Source organism: Actinomyces sp. (genome assembly GCF_030530635.1).
Classification (GTDB): domain Bacteria; phylum Actinomycetota; class Actinomycetes; order Actinomycetales; family Actinomycetaceae; genus Actinomyces.
This window is the reverse complement of sequence record NZ_JAUMUL010000013.1, coordinates 40,024-58,032: the sequence shown is the minus strand read 5'-3', so window position 1 is coordinate 58,032 and position 18,009 is coordinate 40,024. Positions and strand designations below refer to the sequence as shown.

The following is an 18,009-nucleotide window of genomic DNA, read 5'->3' as shown; positions in this document are numbered from 1 at the left end:
GGCTCACGAGGACGTGTTCGACCAGCACAGGTCGTGCTCGGGCGTACAAGGACGTTTTCGAGCCGGTAGGGACGCTCTCGCCGTCGGTAGGGTGGTCGTCGAGGACGCGGGTTAAACCTCCACGACGTGGGCTCACCGCCGAGGACGCCCTCCCGGGCGGCGTCCTTGAGGGCAACCCGCGTCGTCAACGGCGAACCGGCGTCCTCGGACGACCCCCACCAACCCACCCAGACCGGCTCTTGGTGCTGGTGGCTGTGGTGGCTGGTGTGTCTTGACGTTTGTGGGTGTGCTGGCCGGCACATTGCGAGATGAGGGACGCGATGAGCCGTGCCGTGGCGAGCCTGCCGGTTCAACCGTGCCGGACTTGGCTGCCGGCGGCCCCGGCGCCCGGAAGCGGGTCCATCTGCAGCGCCGCTTCGCCGTCTGCTACGCCACTTCGGAGTTTACAACGCCAGTTAACCCTCTGCTGAAGGCCCCCGAGGCATACAGCAGAGCGTTAAGTAGCGTTGTTAACGCCCAACCGGCACACCAGACACCCCACCCCATGTCATGTCTCAGAACATCGGCGACCGCTCTACCGCAGCCCACCACAACCACCACACCCCCAAACCCGAAGAGCCGACTATCCGGCCTGCGGCCGATGCGGTGCACGCCAGGTTCTCCCAGGACACTCCTCCGAACCGAGGACAGTGTTACTCGTCTCAGTATGTCGTTGTAGTGCCGGGGACCGGTCCCCCGTGGGGGACAGTTACGGCGTTGGAGGAGCGGACCGGGACCGCGGCAGGCTCCCATAAGTGCATGAGCACAGCACTGAACGAAGCCATACCGATCACCGGACCGACGCAGGACGCTCCTCTGGTTGTTACCACCACCGGACTGACGAAGACCTACAACGGCACTGCCGCAGTGGACCATGTGGACCTGCGCGTACCGCGCGGCGGCGTCTACGGCTTCCTGGGGCCGAACGGCGCCGGGAAATCCACCACCATGAAGCTGCTGTTGGGGCTGACCCGGTCCAGCTCCGGAAGTATGCAGGTACTCGGGCACCCGGTGAGCGTGAAGTCTCCACTGTCCCCGGGCTCCATCGGCTCCCTCATCGAAGGCCCCTCCTTCTATCCGCGGCTCACCGGCCCCGAGAACCTCACCATGGTGGCCGACTACCTCGGCCTGCCCCGCGGCCGCGTCCAGCACGCGCTGGCCACGGTCTCGCTCACCGGCCAGGACAAGAAACTCGTCAAGGACTATTCCTTGGGCATGAAGCAACGCCTCGGCTTGGCCATGGCCCTGCTGGCGCAGCCGCCGCTCATGCTTTTGGATGAGCCCACTAATGGACTGGACCCGGCGGGCGTCGCCGAGATCCGCAATCTGATCGTGGACCTGGCCCGGCAGGAGGGCACAACTATCATCGTCTCCTCCCACATCCTGTCCGAGATCGAACAGATGGCAGACACGGTTGGCGTCATCTGCGCCGGCAGGCTGCGCTATCAGGGGCCGCTGTCCGGCCTGCAGGATGCCGGAGTCATCGACTTCACGGTCTCTGACCCGTCGGCTGCCGCGGGTCTGTTCGACCAGCATCGCATCCGGTATGAGATTAATGGCCGGACGGTGCGCACGCCGATGCTCCCCGAGGAGGCGGTGGGCAACCTGGTGACCCGCATTGTGCGCGACGGCGGCACCGTATATCGCGTACAGACGGTGCGCAAGACATTGGAGCAGGCTTTTCTGGAGTTGACCGATCCGCTCGGTTCACCGTCCATCACCGCTCCCACCGCCCCTACAACTACCACCGTTCGAGGAGTCCGCCGATGAGCGCGATTGTCATGGAACTGCGCAAGCTCAGGCGGCGTCATTTCTGGCTCATGGCGACTGCGCTGGGAGCCATGGTCGTGATTTGGTCCGCAGGTTTGCTCGTCACACGCGCCAACGGCGCGGAGCCGATGCGGCTGCTGAGCCTGAGCCTGACCGATTCGGTCAATATGACCGCCATGCTGATGCCATTCAGCGCGGCCCTACTGGCGTCCCGCCTGGCCACGATCGACACCGAGGAGCGCATGGGCCAGTGGCTCACCGCAATCGGACAGGCCGAACGCTCCCGTTTCCGTGGGAAGCTGCTCTTGGGCTCCTTCGCCGTCGTCGTCGGCCAGTTGGCGATGCTCGGGATCACCGTCCTGACCGGCCCGGGCATGGGACTGCGTACGGCCCCTGAAGACCGGGGCATGATCTGGTCTATCGCCGTCATCATGATCGCGGCCTCCGTCGCGGCCATGGCGGCACAACTGGTGCTGGCAATCTGTGTGCCCAAGCAGGCGGTGGGCCTGGGGGCCGGAGCGCTGGCGTCACTGTTTTGCTCCGCGCTGCCATTCATGCACCTGGGCGCGGTGGATTGGTTGTTTCCGTGGGGCATCGCGGGCGCGGCCAGGCCCGTGCTGCAGCCCTCCCAACAAGCCGGGGAGGTAATCCTGGTCGGCAGCCCCTGGATCAATGCCCTGTGGGCGGCACTCTCCGCCGTTCTTTGGACCGCACTGGCCGGATTCGTCATCAACTACCGGGAGAATCACCGATGAGTACAGCATTTTCCTCTACCTTGCAGACACCCCAATCGTCCCTGCCCCACCCGCCGGCACCTGCCGCAGGGCCGCTCGGCTCCACCACCGCGGCGTCTTCGATATGGGCGGCCTGGAAGTGGGAGAACCGCAAGTCCGCGACCCGGTGGTACTGGCTGGTCCTAGCGCTGATATGCGGCGTCGGCATGTTCAACGGAGCGAGCAACTACCTTGACTTCCGTGCGGATTTCGACGCTCAGGGCACGACCTGGCTGGCGGTCTGGGGCCAGGCCACCTTGCTGACGACCATGCTTGCCTTTCCCCTGCTGGTCGGCTCCTTCATCGCTCAGGTCTGCGTCGGCGAACACGGCGGACGCAACTGGCAGCGCATGCGCGCCAACCACCTGCAGGAAACCATGCTGCGAGGCAAACTCATGCACATGGCGCAAATCGCCTTGTTGACCACCGCGGTGCTACTGGGCGAGTTCCTCCTCACCGGACTGATTCTCGGATTCGGCCTGGCGGGCATCGGCCCCTTCCTGCTGCGGGGGATCCCCATCGCGCTGGCCATTTTCGCCACCGAGCTGTTCGTCACCTGGCTCGGCGTCTACCTGACATCCTTCGCCTCCATCATGACCCTGGTGCTGCTGGGAACCGTTATGGGCACCTTCCTCGTGTTGGTGATCCCGCCGCTCGTCCCCTATTTCCCGCTGTCTGTCATAACGGCCGCATGCAGCCCGAGGGATCTTTATGGTGTTACGTCCATCGGCTCCATCCTGACCACAACCGCAATTGGCGCCGTCTGGGCAGGCGTGTGGATGGTGGCGCTGCGCCGAGCCATTGCTAGGGTCGCCTGATGGACGCCGCATCACCGGCGACATCAAGAGTGCCGCGAACCCTTATCGATCGGTTTGCTGCCTGGTGGCGCAATAGCACATTTGGGTTATGGGCCGGCGTCATCGGTATGGGTCTGTTCGAATTGATTGTCCTGGCCCATATGCTGGCCGCAGGATCGTTGCCCGGGGCACGTATGTGGGCAGCACTCAGCGGGCTGGTCGTCCTCGCCCTGCTCGCGCGGAGGCGTTGGCCTCTCGCAGTGTTGATTCTGGCTACCGTCGCCTCTGCCGCCGCGGAGATGTGGGGGCCGGGAGCGATTCTCAATCTGCCCCCGCTGGTCGCCCTGTACTCCCTGTTCGTGAGTGCCGAATCGATCCAACGCCTGATCGGCGCGTTGGTGCTGCTCGCCGGCTGGGTACTGCCTCTGGTGCCCAGGGGGCTGTCATATCCGCTGACCACTCGGCTCACACCGTATATCTTCTTCTCCGTGGCCGTGATCGCGGCGGCGACGATCTCGCGGGCGCGGCGTGAGGCGCTGGAACACGGCGATGCGCAGCTCACGGCGCAGGCCGCCGAGCACCGCCTGACGGCGCAGCGTGATGTCGCCCGCCGTCAGGCACAAGTGGCCGGGGAGCTACACGACTCGGTGGGCCACGATCTGACCGCCATCATCGCCCTGTCGGAGGGGCTGGCGGGGACCACTGGCAGGGATGACGTCGACGAGGCCATTGCACTCATCAATACCCTCGCCCGTGATGGGCTCGCCGATACGCGGCATGCCGTCGATGCCCTCCGACCGGAGCCTCCAGGCGCAGCTCCCGGCACCGTCACCGGCCTCGGGTCTCAGCCCGGTTCCGCCTCGGCCAACATCGGTGGAGCCCCTCGCGGCTGGGAAGAGTTGTCGGGCCTGTTGGACACGACTCGGCGCACCGGCATCGCCGTCGCCCTGACCGAAACCGGTCACCGCCCTGCAAACGGCGAGCTCGGAACGCTGGTCTACACGGTGGTGCGTGAGGCCCTGACCAACGTCATGCGGCACGCCGTTGGAGTCACGCGCATTGTGATCTCCCTGGATCACGCCGACCCACACACCCGAATCACCGTATCCGATGATGGCCAACTCACCCAGAGCGCCGACACCGAGGCGCCATTGGTTGATCTCCAGGATGCCGGCCACGGAATTGCGCATCTGGCGGAGGTGTTGGGGGAGGTAGGCGGTACCCTGAGCGCCGGCCCCGCCCCGGGAGGTTGGCGTCTGCAGGCCCTCATTCCGCATCCGGAGGCCGCATGAGTCCTTCAACCGACCCACTTATCGGCGATACCACCAGGGTCGTCACCGTGATGGTGGTAGATGACCAGCGCGCTGCCCGCATGGGCCTATCCCTCATCATCAACCGGGCAGACGACCTAGAGGTAATCGCCCAGGCCACCCATGGCCAAGACGCACTCGATCAGCTCGCGAATCTGAGCGCGACACACCACCCCCTGCCCGACGTGGCACTGATGGACATCCGCATGCCAGTCTTAAACGGTGTAGACGCCATCGCACGCATCGCACAACTCCACCCCTCGGTCAAAACATTGGCGCTGACCACCTATGACCAGGACGACTACGCCTTCGGCGCTCTGTCAGCGGGAGCTTCCGGATTCCTACTCAAGGACACTCGCACCGCGCAGCTGCATCAGGCGATCCGGGCGGTTGCCTCCGGGGACGCGATACTCACTCCACGCATCACCCGTGAACTGCTCAAACGTCACTCCTTCCGCCCTGTCACCTCGCCGCAGCAGCGCTCGGCTCGAGAGCGGCTGGAGCGGTTGAGCCCACGGGAGCGTGAGGTCGCCGAACTGGTGGCTCAGGGGTTGACCAATTCGGAGATCGCCCAGCGCCTGGTAATCGCCACCGACTCGGTGAAGAAGAACGTCACCCGCATCCTGTCCAAGCTGGGCCTGCGCGACCGGGTGCAACTCGTCATCCTCATGCGTGACATTGACTCCCGGTGAGAAGCCGTGCGGCAAAATGTGTCCATCGGTGACCACTTTCAGGAACAAGCCCCTTGGCGAGCTGCAGCCGAACGGCTCCAGAACAGGGAAATATCAAGTTGGCTCGGAGGCCGGGCAGCCGCAGCAACGGCAAACTGGTCACCGATGGACATTTTTCCCGCGGAAGGCACGCCCAGGCGCGGCACCGGCAGGCAGCGAGCTAGAGACTCGGTGCGCGCCGGCTCTCCAGAGCCGTTCCCAGACGGCCGGGATCGCCTCAGCCACCTCCAGCGCAGCAATGGGATGACCTGGTGATGTATACGGCGGGCCGGCCTCAGCAGTGGCCGCACACGCAACGGATGCGGCTCCCTCCACTCCGGCCGCCTGCGCCGCAGCGAGCGCGTGCAGCCGCACGCCCAGGGCCGCACGGCGGGCGGAGGTTTCCGCCGCAACATCCGTCGCCTCGCCCCGGCCGGCCCTGCCGTTGTCGGCATCGGCCCGGGAGGCCGCCAGCAGCGCACCGATGATTCCGGCCAACACGTCGCCGCTGCCGGCAGTGGCCAGCCAGCCCGGACCGGAGTCGACCGATAGCAGCGTCCCACCCGGGGAGGCGATCAACGTCGGCGTGGTCTTCAGGAGCACAGTCGCCCCGGTCAGCTCGACCAGGCGCCTCACTGCGGCGGCCGGGGCAGCCTCGACCTCTTCCCGCGAAGCCCGCTCCCCCAACCCACTTAGCAGGGCGGAGGCCTCCCCGGCGTGTGGGGTGAGCACCTGCCGCTGCGAGCAGCGTCCACCGCAGGCGAGTCTGGCGGCGAGGAGGGGCAACGCCCCGGCGTCAATCACCGCATCGACCGACTCACCGGCCTCGCCCAGTACCCGCCCCAGGGCCGCGTCGAGTTCGGCGGCGCGCGGGGCATCGGTGGGGTCGGTGCCGGGGCCGATCACCAGCGCCTGACAACGCCCGTCGGCAGGCACGACCTCGGGGCGGCGGGTGAGCACCAGATCGACCGCCCGCGCCGGTGCCGCCAGCCGCACCATGCCGGCGCCCGTGTGCACCGCCGCCGAAGCGGCCAGCACCGCGGCTCCCGGGTAGGTTCGGCTGCCGGCCCACAGGCCGACCACGCCCCGGGTGTATTTGTGGTCGCGGTCCCCGGGCACGCGCAGCAGGCGCCCCAGTTCCGCATCCGCAGGCCGGGCCGTCAGCGGCATCGTCTCCGGCACGGGCAGCCCCAGGTCGACCACCTCCACGCGCCCGCACCGGGGCGCCGCAGGCGGCAGCAGGTGGGCGGCCTTGAAGCAGGTGAAGGTGACGGTGCGGTCGGCGTCCAGCACGGGACCGGGCAGAGTGCCGTCATCCACGCCGACACCGGAGGGCAGGTCGACGGCCAGCACCCGAAAGGGCCGCTCCCCCGGTTCCCCGGCGGCGCGCAGCGGAGCGATGAGCCGGGAGGCGGCGGGGCGCAGCGGCCCGGTGGCGCCAATGCCGGTGAGGCCGTCGATCACCAGGTCGGCTCCTGAATCCGCCTCGGCGGCGGCCCGGGCAGCGGCCAGTGGGTCGGCGGCGAGGCGCACACCGGCGGTGCGAGCAGCCGTCAGAGCCGTAGCATGCAGCCGGGCAGCGTCGGTCGCGGGGGCGGCAATGACTGCGCAGCCGCGGCGCGCCAGCAGGGCTCCGGCCAGCAGGGCGTCGCCGCCGTTGTGGCCGGCGCCCACGAGCAACAGCACGCGTGCGCCGGCCAGGGCTCCGCGCGCGCCACGGAGCTCCGCCACGGCGGCCTGGGCCACGGCGTGAGCGGCGGCATGCATGTAGCGGTCGGTGCCCGCGGTCAACGGCGCCTCGGCGTCGGCGACGGCGCGGGCAGGGTAGGCGGTGGCGGACGCCGGGATGGGCCCCCAGACGCACCGACCATCGGCGCTGCCGTTGTCTTCGGATGGACAGGGCGCAGGAACGGGCGGGGGATTCGTTGTGCTCACAATCCCATCATCGCTGCGCTGCGCCGTCTGCTCCACCGGCTACTCCACGGTGACGGACTTGGCCAGGTTGCGTGGCTGGTCCACATCCAGTCCCTTGGCCTTGGCCAGGGCGGCCGCGAAGATCTGCAGCGGCACCACAGTCAGCAGCGGCCACATCAGGGTCGGGGCAGCCGGGATGCGGATGACCGTGTCGGCGAAGGGGGTGACCGCCTCATCCCCCTCCTCGGCGATCACAATGGTGCGGGCGCCGCGGGCACGCACTTCCTGAATGTTGGAGATGACCTTGTCATGCAGAACGGGGCGGCGCGGGGTGGGGACGATGACGAACACCGGTAGCCCGTCCTCCACCAGGGCGATGGGACCGTGCTTGAGCTCGCCGGCGGCGAAGCCCTCGGCGTGCACATAGGCGAGTTCCTTGAGCTTGAGCGCCCCTTCCAACGCCACCGGGAAACCGACGTGCCGCCCCAGGAACAGGAAGGAGGTCTGGTCGGCCAGCTGCGCCCCGAGTTCGCGGATACTGCCCTCCTGCTCGGTCAGCAGGCGCTCCAGCTTCGCGGGCATCTTCTCCAGATTATCCAGGTACTCGGCCACCTCATCGGGCCACTTGTTGCCACGCAACTGCGCCAGGTAAAGACCCAGCAGGTAGCAGGCGGTGATCTGGGCCAGGAAGGCCTTGGTGGAGGCGACGGCCACTTCCGGACCGGCGTGGGTGTACAGCACGGCGTCGGCCTCACGGGCGATGGTGGAGCCGTAGGTGTTAACGATGGCCAGTGCCCGGCTGCCCTGTTCGCGGGCGTGCCGGATCGCCTGGATGGTGTCCATGGTCTCACCGGATTGGGAGATCGCTACGGTCAGAGTCTTCTCCGAGACGATCGGATCCCGGTAGCGGAACTCGTGGGCGAGTTCGATCTCCACCGGAATACGGCACCAGTGCTCAATGGCGTACTTGGCCACGTGCCCGGCGTAGGCGGCCGTTCCGCAGGCGACTACGATGATCTTGTCAATGCTGCGCAGCACCGACGGGTCGATGCGCATCTCATCCAGGACCAGTTCGCCGCGATCGTTCACGCGCCCGAGCAGAGTGTCGGCGACGGCGGTGGGCTGGTCGTGGATCTCCTTGTCCATGAAGGTTTCGTATCCGCCCTTGACGGCGGCGGAGGCATCCCAGGAGACCTCCCACTGACGTGGGGTGACGACGTTGCCTGCAGCATCCCACACGGTGACGGCATCCGCCGTCACCGCCAGCACCTGATCGTCGTCGACCTCGGCGGCACGAGAAGTGAAGGCGACGAAGGCGGCCACGTCGGAACCGAGGAAGTTCTCCCCCTCCCCCAGGCCGATCACCAGCGGGCTGGAGCGGCGGGCGGCGACGATCGTGCCGGGGGCGAGCTCTGTGACGGCCAGCAGGGCGAAGGTCCCCTCCAGGCGGGCGGTGACGGCCCGCATGGACTCCACCAGTAAGGCCGCGGCCCGCTGGGCGTCGACGCCGCCGTGCTCCTGGCCCGCGTCGGCCAGCCGGGCGGTGAAGTCGAGGTCGAGCAGGTGGGCGACGACCTCGGTATCGGTGGCCGAGAGCAGCGCACGTCCTGCCGCCTCTACCTCGGCGCGCAGAGGTCGGAAGTTCTCAATGATGCCGTTGTGCACCACGGCCAGGGAGCCGGCCCGGTGAGGGTGGGCGTTTTCGGTGGTGGGGCCGCCGTGCGTGGCCCAGCGGGTGTGACCGATGCCGGCGGTGGCCGGTGCGGGAGCGGCGGCATCCAGGTCGGCGCGCAGGTTGTCCAGCTTGCCCGCGGCCTTGACAGTTGTGAGTCGCTCGCCGCCCTCGGGGCGCACCAGGGCGATGCCTGCGGAGTCGTAGCCGCGGTACTCCAGGCGGGACAAGCCGTCGAGCAACACCTCCAGGGAGCGGCCGGATCCGGGGGCGCCTGCGGGGCTGGTTGAGTTCAGGGGGCCTACATGGCCGACGATTCCACACATGGGCCCGATGGAACCACCAACCCGCCTCCCGGTTCAACGTCTCCAACGCCCCGGTGGTCTGGGAATCGTCTTAGCGCCGCGGGCCTGCTCCGAATGAGATATGCGGCATCACAGCCCCTCTGCCTCACAGTGGCGTGCCCTGGAGCCGTCTATGCGCCACACTGGTGTGGTGAACAACCCCGTGTCCCCGGCGGACTACGCGGCCCAGCCCGATTCGGCCCCCTCGCCGTACATCGAGCTGCACCGCGATCAGTGGCGCGCGCTCGCATCCTCCGCACCGCTGCCACTGACTCAGGCCGACGTCGAGAAACTGCGCGGTTTGGGCGATCCCATCGATCTGGCTGAGGTCGATGTGGTCTACCGGCCGTTGACGGCGCTGCTGGAACACTTCATCACTACCGGCCGCGAGCGCGCCCGCCGCACCGCCGGCTTCCTGGGGGTGGATGAGCACCCGACCCCGTTCATAGTGGCGGTGGCGGGCTCGGTGGCGGTGGGCAAGTCGACCACGGCACGTCTGCTCGCCCACCTGTTGGCCCGCTTCCCGGACACTGCGCGGGTGGACCTGGTTACTACCGACGGCTTCCTTCTTCCCAACGCCGTATTGGAGGAGCGGGGACTCACTGCCCGCAAGGGCTTCCCGGAGTCCTACGACCAGCGGGCGCTGTTGGATTTCGTCAGTGCCGTGAAGTCGGGGGCGCCCCGCGTGGAGGCGCCGGTGTATTCGCACACCTTCTACGACGTCGTGCCTGGAGCCAAGAAGGTGGTGGAACAGCCCGACGTGCTGGTTCTGGAGGGGCTGAACGTGCTGCAGCCGGCCCCCCGCGCGCAGCGGGACGGGGGTGACCGGTCGGCGGCGTCTGCCTTGGCGGTGAGCGACTTCATCGATTTCTCTATCTATGTGGACGCCGACCCGGAGGACATCCGCCGCTGGTACCTGGACCGCTTCCTGACTCTGAAGCACACGGCTTTCAAGGATCCCAGCTCCTACTTCCGCCGGTTCGCGGCCATCCCCGATGACATCGCGCTGGTGGCCGCCAATGAGGTTTGGGAGAGCGTGAACCTGGTGAACCTGCGGAAGAACATCGCGCCCACACGCGGGCGGGCCACGCTGGTGCTGCGCAAGGACGCCGACCATCACATGAGCCGCATGCTGCTGCGCAAGGCCTGAACACTCATCACCGGGCGCTCGGGTACTCGCCCGCGCCGAGGGCGAGGCAGCGTTCCGTCGCCCGGGCCCAGATCTCATCGACCTCCGCCTCCGCTCGCGCCCTGAGGTAGCCGCCGGAACCACCTACGAGTCGGGGCGCTCCCAGCTTGAAGCTGCCCACGGCCGACGACGCGATGACAGCGGACGCAGCGTCCGGTCCTGCATTCATGGTCCGCGTCCCCTTCCCAGTCCTCTGCCTCGTCGGTCAGACGGATATAGTCCCCTGGAGGCAACGACAAAAGTACAGGCTACAGATTTCGCCGCCGTCCCGCGTAGGGAACGGCGGGCGAAAGCGCCGCATGATCCGGGGAAGGTCCAACAGGATCCCGCTTCACTTGACGACGGCGAAGCCCCCAGTCCAGACGATCTGCTCGCTCAGCGCCAGACCGATCTGCAGCGCTCCCATGGCCTCCAACTCGTGCGCCCGCTTGAGCGCTCCGGCGTCCGCGTAGGCCAGGCCGGCGGTGAGGGTCGCGGCACCGTCGAACCGCACTCCGGTGAGACTCGACGTGACACTGTCCCCCATAACGTCCTACCGTTACGCAGGTCACCCTTCCGCGTGCCCGCACCCCATGCGCAGCCCAGCGTTGCGCCGCCGGGCGCGCCCGCTGAAAGGAGTTTCTATGCGTCTTGGAATCCCCTGTCAGCCTCCGGACCGTTCCATGACCGCGGCCACCCCGCAGACGGTCGAGCGGCTGATCCGCCTGGGCTACGACGTAGTCGTCCAGCGCGGAGCCGGAGAGCCGGCACACTTCACCGACACCGCCTACGAGGATGCAGGCGCCCACTTGGCCGACCGCGCCGAGACCTGGGGATGCAACATCGTCGTCACCGCATACGCTCCGGAAGACACCGAACTCGACCTGATGCACCCCGGTGCGACCCTCATCGGCCGGCTCGACCCCGCCCGCCATCCCGAACTCGTACAGAGCCTGCAGGACCACTCCCTCACAGCACTGGCGATCGATACGGTGCCACGCATCTCCCGGGCACAGAGCATGGACGTGCTCTCCTCCCAGGCGAACCTGGCCGGCTACCGGGCCGTAATCGAGGCCGCCGCGCACTTCGGACGCCTGTTGAACGGCCAGGTGACGGCGGCCGGCAAGTTCCCACCCGCCTCCGTCTACGTGATCGGCGCGGGTGTGGCCGGTCTGGCGGCTATCGGTACCGCCTACTCACTGGGGGCTGTCGTCAAGGGCACCGACGTGCGCCCGGAGGTGGCCGACCAGGTCAAATCGGTGGGCGCCGAGTTCGTACCCGTACCCACCGCGCAGGAGGTATCCACCGACGGCTACGCCAAGGAACTGAGCTCCGACCAGGCCGCCCTGGCGAACGCCCTGTACGCGGAGCAGTCCGCCGCCGCGGACATCGTGATCACCACTGCGAACATCCCCGGTCGCCGCGCCCCCATGCTACTGGACCGCATCGCCGTGGAGTCGATGCGTCCCGGTTCGGTGATCGTGGACATGGCGGCCGCAAACGGCGGAAATACGGAGCTGACCGTGCCCGGAGAGGTGGTCACCACCGAAGGCGGAGTGACCATCGTCGGGTATACCGACCTGGCCGAGCGCCTGCCCGCCCAGGCCTCCCAGCTGTTCGGCCGCAATATCCTCAACCTGCTGACCCTGCTCACACCCGCCAAGGACGGTGAGCCGGTCCTGGACCTGGAAGACCAGGTGGTGCGGGCCATCACCGTGTGCCAGGCGGGCGAGCTGTTGTGGCCGCCGCCCCCCGTGGCCGTGTCAGCCGCAGCCAAGGCGCCTGCCGCCTCACCGGCCCCGAAGCCATCGGCCGCGCCGGTCGACGCCGAGGCGGAGGTCGCCGCCCGGGAGCGCTCACGCCGACGCCGGACGGTGGGCATCGCGCTGGCGGCCTTCGCCGCGGCCGTGTTGGTGCTGATCACGCCCGCCGCCGCCACCAGCCATTACATCGTGCTGGCCCTGGCGATCATCCTCGGCTTCCACGTAATCTCCAACGTAACCCCGGCCCTGCACACCCCGCTGATGTCGGTTACGAACGCGATCTCCGGCATCATCCTGCTCGGAGCCATCTCCCAGGTGGGCAACGCCAACCCGGCGATCAGCGCCGTCGCCTTCGTCGCGATCATGCTCGCATCCATCAACGTCTTCGGCGGCTTCGCGGTCACCCACCGCATGCTCGCCATGTTCAGGAAGGAGTGAGCGGATGTCGTATGCAGCAGTACTCGGTCTTCCTGCCGCGCCACCCGCCGCCGCGCAGACCATCGACCTCGCCCTGCCCTCGCCGGTAGCCCTGGCCTACATCGCGGCAGCGGTGCTGTTCATCCTCGCCGCCGCCGGGCTGTCCCGACACGAGACCGCGGTGGCCGGGAACATCGCCGGCGCCGTTGGCATGGCAGTGGCCGTTGTAGCCGCCATCGGTCTGGCCCTGACCTCCGCCCCCGGCCGCGGCGTGGTGGCCACCGCGATCCTGATCCTCCTGGCCATCGGGATCGGCGCCGTAATCGGAATGGTGCTCGCCGGAAGAGTCGCCATGACCGGTATGCCGCAGCTGATCGCCGTCCTGAACGGCCTGGTGGGCCTGGCCGCCGTGCTGGTGGGATACAGCTCCTATGCATCTCCCGATGCGCTGTCGGAGTCTCTGGGAGGCTTCCACCTGGGTGAGGTGTTCCTGGGCGTGTTCGTGGGTGCGGTGACCTTCACCGGTTCAGTGCTGGCGGCCCTGAAGCTGGCCGGCCGCGTGCCGGGTCGCCCCATCACCCTGCCGGGTCGCAATAAGCTCAACCTCGCCGCTCTGCTGGTCAGCCTCGTGCTAATGATCGCCTTCATCCTGTTGCCCGCGGGCTCGACGGCGGCCTGGGTCTGTCTGGCAGTGATGACCGTCATCGCCCTGGCTCTGGGCGTGCACCTGGTGGTGGCGATCGGCGGCGGTGACATGCCCGTGGTGGTGGCCATCATGAACTCCTACTCCGGTTGGGCCTCCGCCTTCACCGGTTTCATGGTCAACAACGACCTGCTGATCATCACCGGCGCCCTCGTGGGCTCCTCCGGCGCCTACCTGTCCTACCTGATGTGTCAGGCGATGAACCGCTCCTTCGTAGCCGTGCTGTTGGGCGGATACGGCACCGAGGGTGCGGTGGTCGCCCCCACCGAGGGTGAAGATGGCACGATTCAGCAGACAGATGTGGGTGCCGTGGCCCGTGCGCTGCAGGATGCCAAGCGGGTGGTGATCACGCCCGGATACGGCATGGCTGTGGCCCAGGCCCAGTACCCCGTGGCCACGCTTACGGAGATGCTGCGGGGTGAGGGTGTTAACGTCACCTTCGGCATCCACCCGGTGGCCGGCCGTCTGCCCGGGCACATGAACGTGCTGCTGGCGGAGGCCAAGGTCCCCTACGACCTGGTCCTGGAGATGGATGAGGTCAACGATGACTTCTCCGACGTCGACATGGTGCTCGTCATCGGGGCGAATGACACGGTCAATCCGGCGGCCGAGGAGCCCGGCTCCCCCATTGCCGGCATGCCGGTGCTGCGGGTGTGGGAGGCACAGCGGGTGGTCGTGTTCAAGCGCTCCATGGCCTCCGGCTACGCGGGTGTGCAGAATCCGCTGTTCTTCAAGGACAACACCGCCATGCTCTTCGGCGACGCCAAGGAGACCGTGGAGGAAGTCATCCGCGCCATGGAGTGAACTCCAAGTCAGCACTAAGTGAGTCGCACTCGGTCGTGTGTGCCCAGCCCGGAGTTCCGGGCTGGGCACACACGTGGTTTGAGACGCAGCGGCCCAAGCCGCCGGGGCGGCCCGGCCGCGCCGTCACAGTGCGAGGTTGTCCTTCACGACCGCGGCCAGACCCGCGGCGACGCGGTCGGCCTCCTCCTGGGTGGCGGCCTCCACCATGACGCGGACCAGCGGCTCGGTACCTGAGGGACGCAGCAGCACCCGGCCGGTGTTTCCCAACTGCTTCTCTGCGTCGGCGACGGCGTCCAGCACCGCCTTGTTGGTGCCTGCGGCCGACTTATCGACCCCGGGGACGTTGATGAGCGTCTGGGGAAGGCGCTGCACAATGCTGGCCAGTTCGGCCAGGGACTTGCCGGTACGCTTCATGCGGGCCGCAACCCGCAGGGAGGTGAGCACACCGTCGCCGGTGGTGGCGTGGATGGTGTCAATGACGTGCCCGGACTGCTCGCCGCCGAGCGTGTAGCCGCCCTGCAGCATCTTCTCCAGCACATACCGGTCGCCCACGCCGGTCTGGACGATCCGGATGCCGTGCTCACGCATGGCCAGGATCAGGCCGAGGTTGCTCATGACGGTCACCACGAGTGTGTCGGAGCCGAGGGTGCCGTCGGCCTTCATCCCGACGGCGAGCAGACCCATGATCTGGTCGCCGTCCACCAGGTTGCCCTCGGCGTCCACAGCCAGGCAGCGGTCGGCGTCGCCATCGTAGGCCACACCCATGTCGGCGCCGACGCTGCGCACATAGGCCTGCAACTGCTCGGGGTGGGTGGAGCCGCAATCGGCGTTGATGTTCAGCCCGTCCGGGGAGGCGTTGATGGCGATGACCTCCGCGCCGGCGTTGCGCAGGGCGGCGGGGCCGACGCTGCTGGCGGCGCCGTTGGATGCGTCCACTACGATGCGCAGGCCGGACAGGTCGGTGGCCACAGAGTCCACCAAGTGGTTGATGTAGGTCTGGTCGGCAACGGTCTCGCCCTTGATGACGCGCCCCACATCGGCACCGGTGGGGCGGGGCAGGTCTTCGGCCAGAGCCGCCTCAATACGGTCTTCAACCGCGTCCTCCAGCTTGTAGCCGCCGCGGGCGAAGAACTTGATGCCGTTGTCCGGGAAGGGGTTGTGGGAGGCGGAGATGACCACACCCAGGCTGACGTCCTGGCTGGCGGTCAGGTGGGCGATGGCGGGGGTGGGCAGTACTCCCACCCGGGTTACGTCCATGCCGGAGGCGGCCAGGCCGGCGCTGATGGCGTGGTCGATGAACTCGCCGCTGGCACGGGTGTCGCGGCCGACGACCGCGCGGGGCCGCCGCCCCAGCCGGTGGGGGGAGTCATCCGAACCGACCAGTACGCTTGCGGCGGCGCGGCCGAGTCCCACTGCGAGATCAGGGGTGAGCAGTTCGTTGGCGAGTCCCCGGACGCCGTCGGTGCCGAAGAGTCGTGTCATGGGATCCTCCTGTTGGTTGACAGCGGCCCCATCATTTCACGCCGGAACGTAACCCGGCGGTCACCTCCGCTAAGGAGGTGACCGCCGGCAGGTAGAGGTGCGAGTCGGCGTGGCCCCGGAAGGCGGGCGCCGCCGCGGTCAGCGCTTGGAGTACTGCGGAGCGCGGCGGGCCTTGTGCAGACCGGCCTTCTTACGCTCGACGACGCGCGCGTCGCGGGTCAGGAAACCGGCCTTCTTCAGGGCCGGACGGTTGGCCTCACGGTCGATCTCGTTCAGGGCGCGGGCGATGCCCAGGCGCAGGGCGCCGGCCTGGCCGGAGATGCCGCCGCCGTTGATGCGGGCGACCACGTCAAAACGGCCCTCGAGCTCCAGGAGGGTGAAGGGGGCGCGCACGAGCTGCTGGTGCAGCTTGTTGGGGAAGTAGTCCTCCAGGGTGCGGCCATTGATCTTCCACTGTCCAGTGCCGGGAATGAGGCGGACGCGGGCGACGGCCTCCTTGCGGCGGCCCAGTCCCATGCCGGGGGCGGTGATGGACTGGCCGCGCCCCTCGGTGGGGGTGGATTCGGTGGTGTAGCTGGCGGGGGCGTTGTCCTCGTCCAGCGCGTCGATGTCGACGGTGGTCTCAGCCACGATATGTCCTTTGCTTGTCGGGTGCCGGGCGCTGGGCGCTTACTGGGTGACCTGGGTGAGCTCGTAGCTCTGCGGATTCTGGGAGGCGTGCGGGTGCTCCGGGCCGGCGTACACCTTCAGCTTCTTCAGCTGGGCGCGGCCCAGTCGGTTGTGCGGGAGCATGCCCTTGATGGCCTTCTCCACGGCTCGCTCGGGGTGGGTGGCCAGCAGCTCCCGGTAGGAGACGGCCGTCAGGCCGCCCGGGTAGCCGGAGTGGCGGTAGGCGAACTTCTTATCGGCCTTGCCGCGGGTGAGGACGACCTTGTCGGCGTTGATGATGACGACGTAGTCGCCGCAGTCCTCATTCGGGGCGAACTGCGGCTTGTGCTTCCCACGGAGCAGAGTTGCGGCCTTGGCCGCGAGCTGGCCGAGCACGACGTCGCTGGCGTCAATGACGTACCAGTTCTTCTTGACGTCGCCTGGCTTCGGTGTGTACGTGCGCACTGGCGTTGCCTTCGTTTCTCTTGGCGGGCGGGCACGCGAATGCAGCGCGGACGCTGGCATCGGCGGGACCGCCATGGTCAGATGAGGTGGTCGGAGCACCGGCCGTTAGTGGCGAGTGGGATGGCACCACGAACAAGATCGCGTGCTGCACGACGGTGCCCAACCCTACCGGCAGGCCCTGGGACCGGTCAAAGCCGTTGACCCCCCGGGCTCCGTGAGACCTGACACGCCACCAGGTTACTGGCAGCAGCCCGGCGGCCGGCGCAGGATACGCGCCCGCTCGGCCTGCGCGGCCAGCTCGCCGTCGTCGGGGTAGGTCACCTCCTGAAGGGTAAGGCCGTGCGCGGGTGCGACGGGCGCGGCCCGACGGCGGCTGCGGGCGGCCAGCAGCCGGGCGGGCCAGTCGACGTCGCGCCGTCCGGTCCCGACATCGAGGGCGGCCCCCACCAGGGAGCGCACCATGGAGTGGCAGAAGGCGTCGGCGACGACGGTGAGGACCACCAGGCCGCCGTCGGGCCCGGGAGCGGCCGCGTCCACCCGCTGCCAGTTCAGTTCCTTGAGGGTGCGGATGGTGGTGGCGCCCGCCCGGGGACGGCAGTAGGACAGGAAGTCGTGCTCACCCAGCAGGGGGCGGGCGGCGGCCTGCATGGCGTCGACGTCGAGCGGTTCTCGCAGCCACAGCACCTGCCAGCGCCGGGCGGGGTCACGTGGGGCACCGGTCGGGCCGCCGTCGGCGATGCGGTAGCGGTAGCGGCGGGTCAGGGCGGAGAAGCGGGCGTCGAAGGCGGCGGGGACCAGGCGCGCACCGTGTACTACGAGGTCGGCGGCGCTGCGCGGGGCGGGGACGACGCCGCCCTGGGCCTCACGGGCGAGCACGCCGGCCAGCCGGTCCAGCAGGGCCTGCTCGGGCGGGCGCGTGGAGCGTCCGGGCAGTGCCCGCCAGGCCACGGCGGGCACGTCCAGGTGGGCGACCTGCCCGCTCGCATGCACACCGGCGTCGGTGCGCCCGGCCACGGTCAGTCTCACCGGGGTGCGCAGCACCGCGCTCAGGGCGCCGGTCAGCACGCCCTCGACGGTACGCAGTCCGGGCTGGGCCGCCCAACCGTGGAAGCCGGTGCCGTCGTAGGCCAGGTCCAGGCGGACGCGCACCGTATCGGGGCCGGTGGGATCGGCGTTGTGCGTAGGGTCGGCATCGCGCGTGGGCTCGGCGTCGGTCATGGCAACCATGAG

General features: G+C 68.3%; 16 protein-coding genes. 8 read left to right on the top strand and 8 right to left on the bottom strand.

The features are described from left to right. Positions 1–798 precede the first annotated feature (798 nt). From Q4A20_RS05200 to Q4A20_RS05180, 5 genes are all read left to right on the top strand, one after another. A complete protein-coding gene (locus Q4A20_RS05200; protein WP_303121038.1) occupies positions 799–1,809 on the top strand; it encodes an ABC transporter ATP-binding protein in 1,011 nt (336 codons plus the stop codon). Beyond that, a complete protein-coding gene (locus Q4A20_RS05195; RefSeq protein ID WP_303121036.1) occupies positions 1,806–2,564 on the top strand; it encodes an ABC transporter permease in 759 nt (252 codons plus the stop codon). The genes Q4A20_RS05200 and Q4A20_RS05195 overlap by 4 nt, the downstream gene beginning before the upstream one ends. Continuing rightward, positions 2,561–3,400 carry an ABC transporter permease gene (locus Q4A20_RS05190; RefSeq protein ID WP_303121034.1) on the top strand — a complete coding sequence of 280 codons (840 nt, stop codon included), beginning with the start codon at positions 2,561–2,563 and terminating at the stop codon, positions 3,398–3,400. The genes Q4A20_RS05195 and Q4A20_RS05190 overlap by 4 nt, the downstream gene beginning before the upstream one ends. Before the next feature lie 107 nt (positions 3,401–3,507). Then, the gene (locus Q4A20_RS05185) at positions 3,508–4,671 is read left to right on the top strand and encodes a sensor histidine kinase (RefSeq protein ID WP_303121032.1); all 1,164 of its coding nucleotides are present in this window, start codon (positions 3,508–3,510) and stop codon (positions 4,669–4,671) included. Beyond that, on the top strand, positions 4,668–5,381 hold the full coding sequence (locus Q4A20_RS05180) for a response regulator transcription factor (protein ID WP_303121030.1): 714 nt from the start codon (positions 4,668–4,670) through the stop codon (positions 5,379–5,381). The genes Q4A20_RS05185 and Q4A20_RS05180 overlap by 4 nt, the downstream gene beginning before the upstream one ends. 138 nt (positions 5,382–5,519) lie before the next feature. Here Q4A20_RS05180 and Q4A20_RS05175 read toward each other — a convergent pair whose 3' ends face one another. Further along, positions 5,520–7,247 carry a bifunctional ADP-dependent NAD(P)H-hydrate dehydratase/NAD(P)H-hydrate epimerase gene (locus Q4A20_RS05175; RefSeq protein WP_303121041.1) on the bottom strand — a complete coding sequence of 576 codons (1,728 nt, stop codon included), beginning with the start codon at positions 7,245–7,247 and terminating at the stop codon, positions 5,520–5,522. Between the two features lie 126 nt (positions 7,248–7,373). Beyond that, entirely contained in the window at positions 7,374–9,311 is a 1,938-nt protein-coding gene (gene glmS / locus Q4A20_RS05170; protein WP_303121028.1) for a glutamine--fructose-6-phosphate transaminase (isomerizing), read from the bottom strand. A gap of 169 nt (positions 9,312–9,480) precedes the next feature. On the opposite strand from glmS, the gene coaA reads away from it, so the two are divergent. Further along, on the top strand, positions 9,481–10,479 hold the full coding sequence (gene coaA, locus Q4A20_RS05165; RefSeq protein WP_303121025.1) for a type I pantothenate kinase: 999 nt from the start codon (positions 9,481–9,483) through the stop codon (positions 10,477–10,479). Between the two features lie 7 nt (positions 10,480–10,486). Here the strand turns inward: coaA and Q4A20_RS05160 are convergent, their stop codons facing one another. Further along, the gene (locus Q4A20_RS05160; RefSeq protein WP_303121023.1) at positions 10,487–10,687 is read right to left on the bottom strand and encodes a hypothetical protein; all 201 of its coding nucleotides are present in this window, start codon (positions 10,685–10,687) and stop codon (positions 10,487–10,489) included. A 162-nt stretch (positions 10,688–10,849) separates the two neighbouring features. Beyond that, positions 10,850–11,044 (bottom strand): hypothetical protein, encoded by a 195-nt coding sequence (locus tag Q4A20_RS05155; protein WP_303121021.1) that lies wholly within the window; start codon positions 11,042–11,044, stop codon positions 10,850–10,852. A 97-nt stretch (positions 11,045–11,141) separates the two neighbouring features. On the opposite strand from Q4A20_RS05155, the gene Q4A20_RS05150 reads away from it, so the two are divergent. Further along, positions 11,142–12,698: a Re/Si-specific NAD(P)(+) transhydrogenase subunit alpha gene (locus Q4A20_RS05150; RefSeq protein WP_303121019.1), complete on the top strand. Its 1,557-nt coding sequence runs from the start codon at positions 11,142–11,144 to the stop codon at positions 12,696–12,698. Between the two features lie 4 nt (positions 12,699–12,702). After that, the gene (locus Q4A20_RS05145; protein ID WP_303121018.1) at positions 12,703–14,184 is read left to right on the top strand and encodes an NAD(P)(+) transhydrogenase (Re/Si-specific) subunit beta; all 1,482 of its coding nucleotides are present in this window, start codon (positions 12,703–12,705) and stop codon (positions 14,182–14,184) included. A gap of 123 nt (positions 14,185–14,307) precedes the next feature. On the opposite strand, the gene glmM is transcribed toward Q4A20_RS05145, so the two are convergent. From glmM to truA, 4 genes are all read right to left on the bottom strand, one after another. Then, complete coding sequence (gene glmM, locus Q4A20_RS05140) at positions 14,308–15,666, bottom strand: phosphoglucosamine mutase (RefSeq protein WP_303121016.1); 1,359 nt, start codon at positions 15,664–15,666, stop codon at positions 14,308–14,310. A gap of 138 nt (positions 15,667–15,804) precedes the next feature. Next, positions 15,805–16,296, bottom strand: coding sequence for a 30S ribosomal protein S9 (gene rpsI, locus Q4A20_RS05135; RefSeq protein ID WP_303121014.1), 492 nt, complete (start codon positions 16,294–16,296; stop codon positions 15,805–15,807). 39 nt (positions 16,297–16,335) lie between these two features. Then, positions 16,336–16,779 (bottom strand): 50S ribosomal protein L13, encoded by a 444-nt coding sequence (rplM, locus tag Q4A20_RS05130; protein ID WP_303121012.1) that lies wholly within the window; start codon positions 16,777–16,779, stop codon positions 16,336–16,338. A 237-nt stretch (positions 16,780–17,016) separates the two neighbouring features. Continuing rightward, positions 17,017–17,997 (bottom strand): tRNA pseudouridine(38-40) synthase TruA, encoded by a 981-nt coding sequence (truA, locus tag Q4A20_RS05125; RefSeq protein ID WP_303121010.1) that lies wholly within the window; start codon positions 17,995–17,997, stop codon positions 17,017–17,019. Positions 17,998–18,009 lie beyond the last annotated feature (12 nt).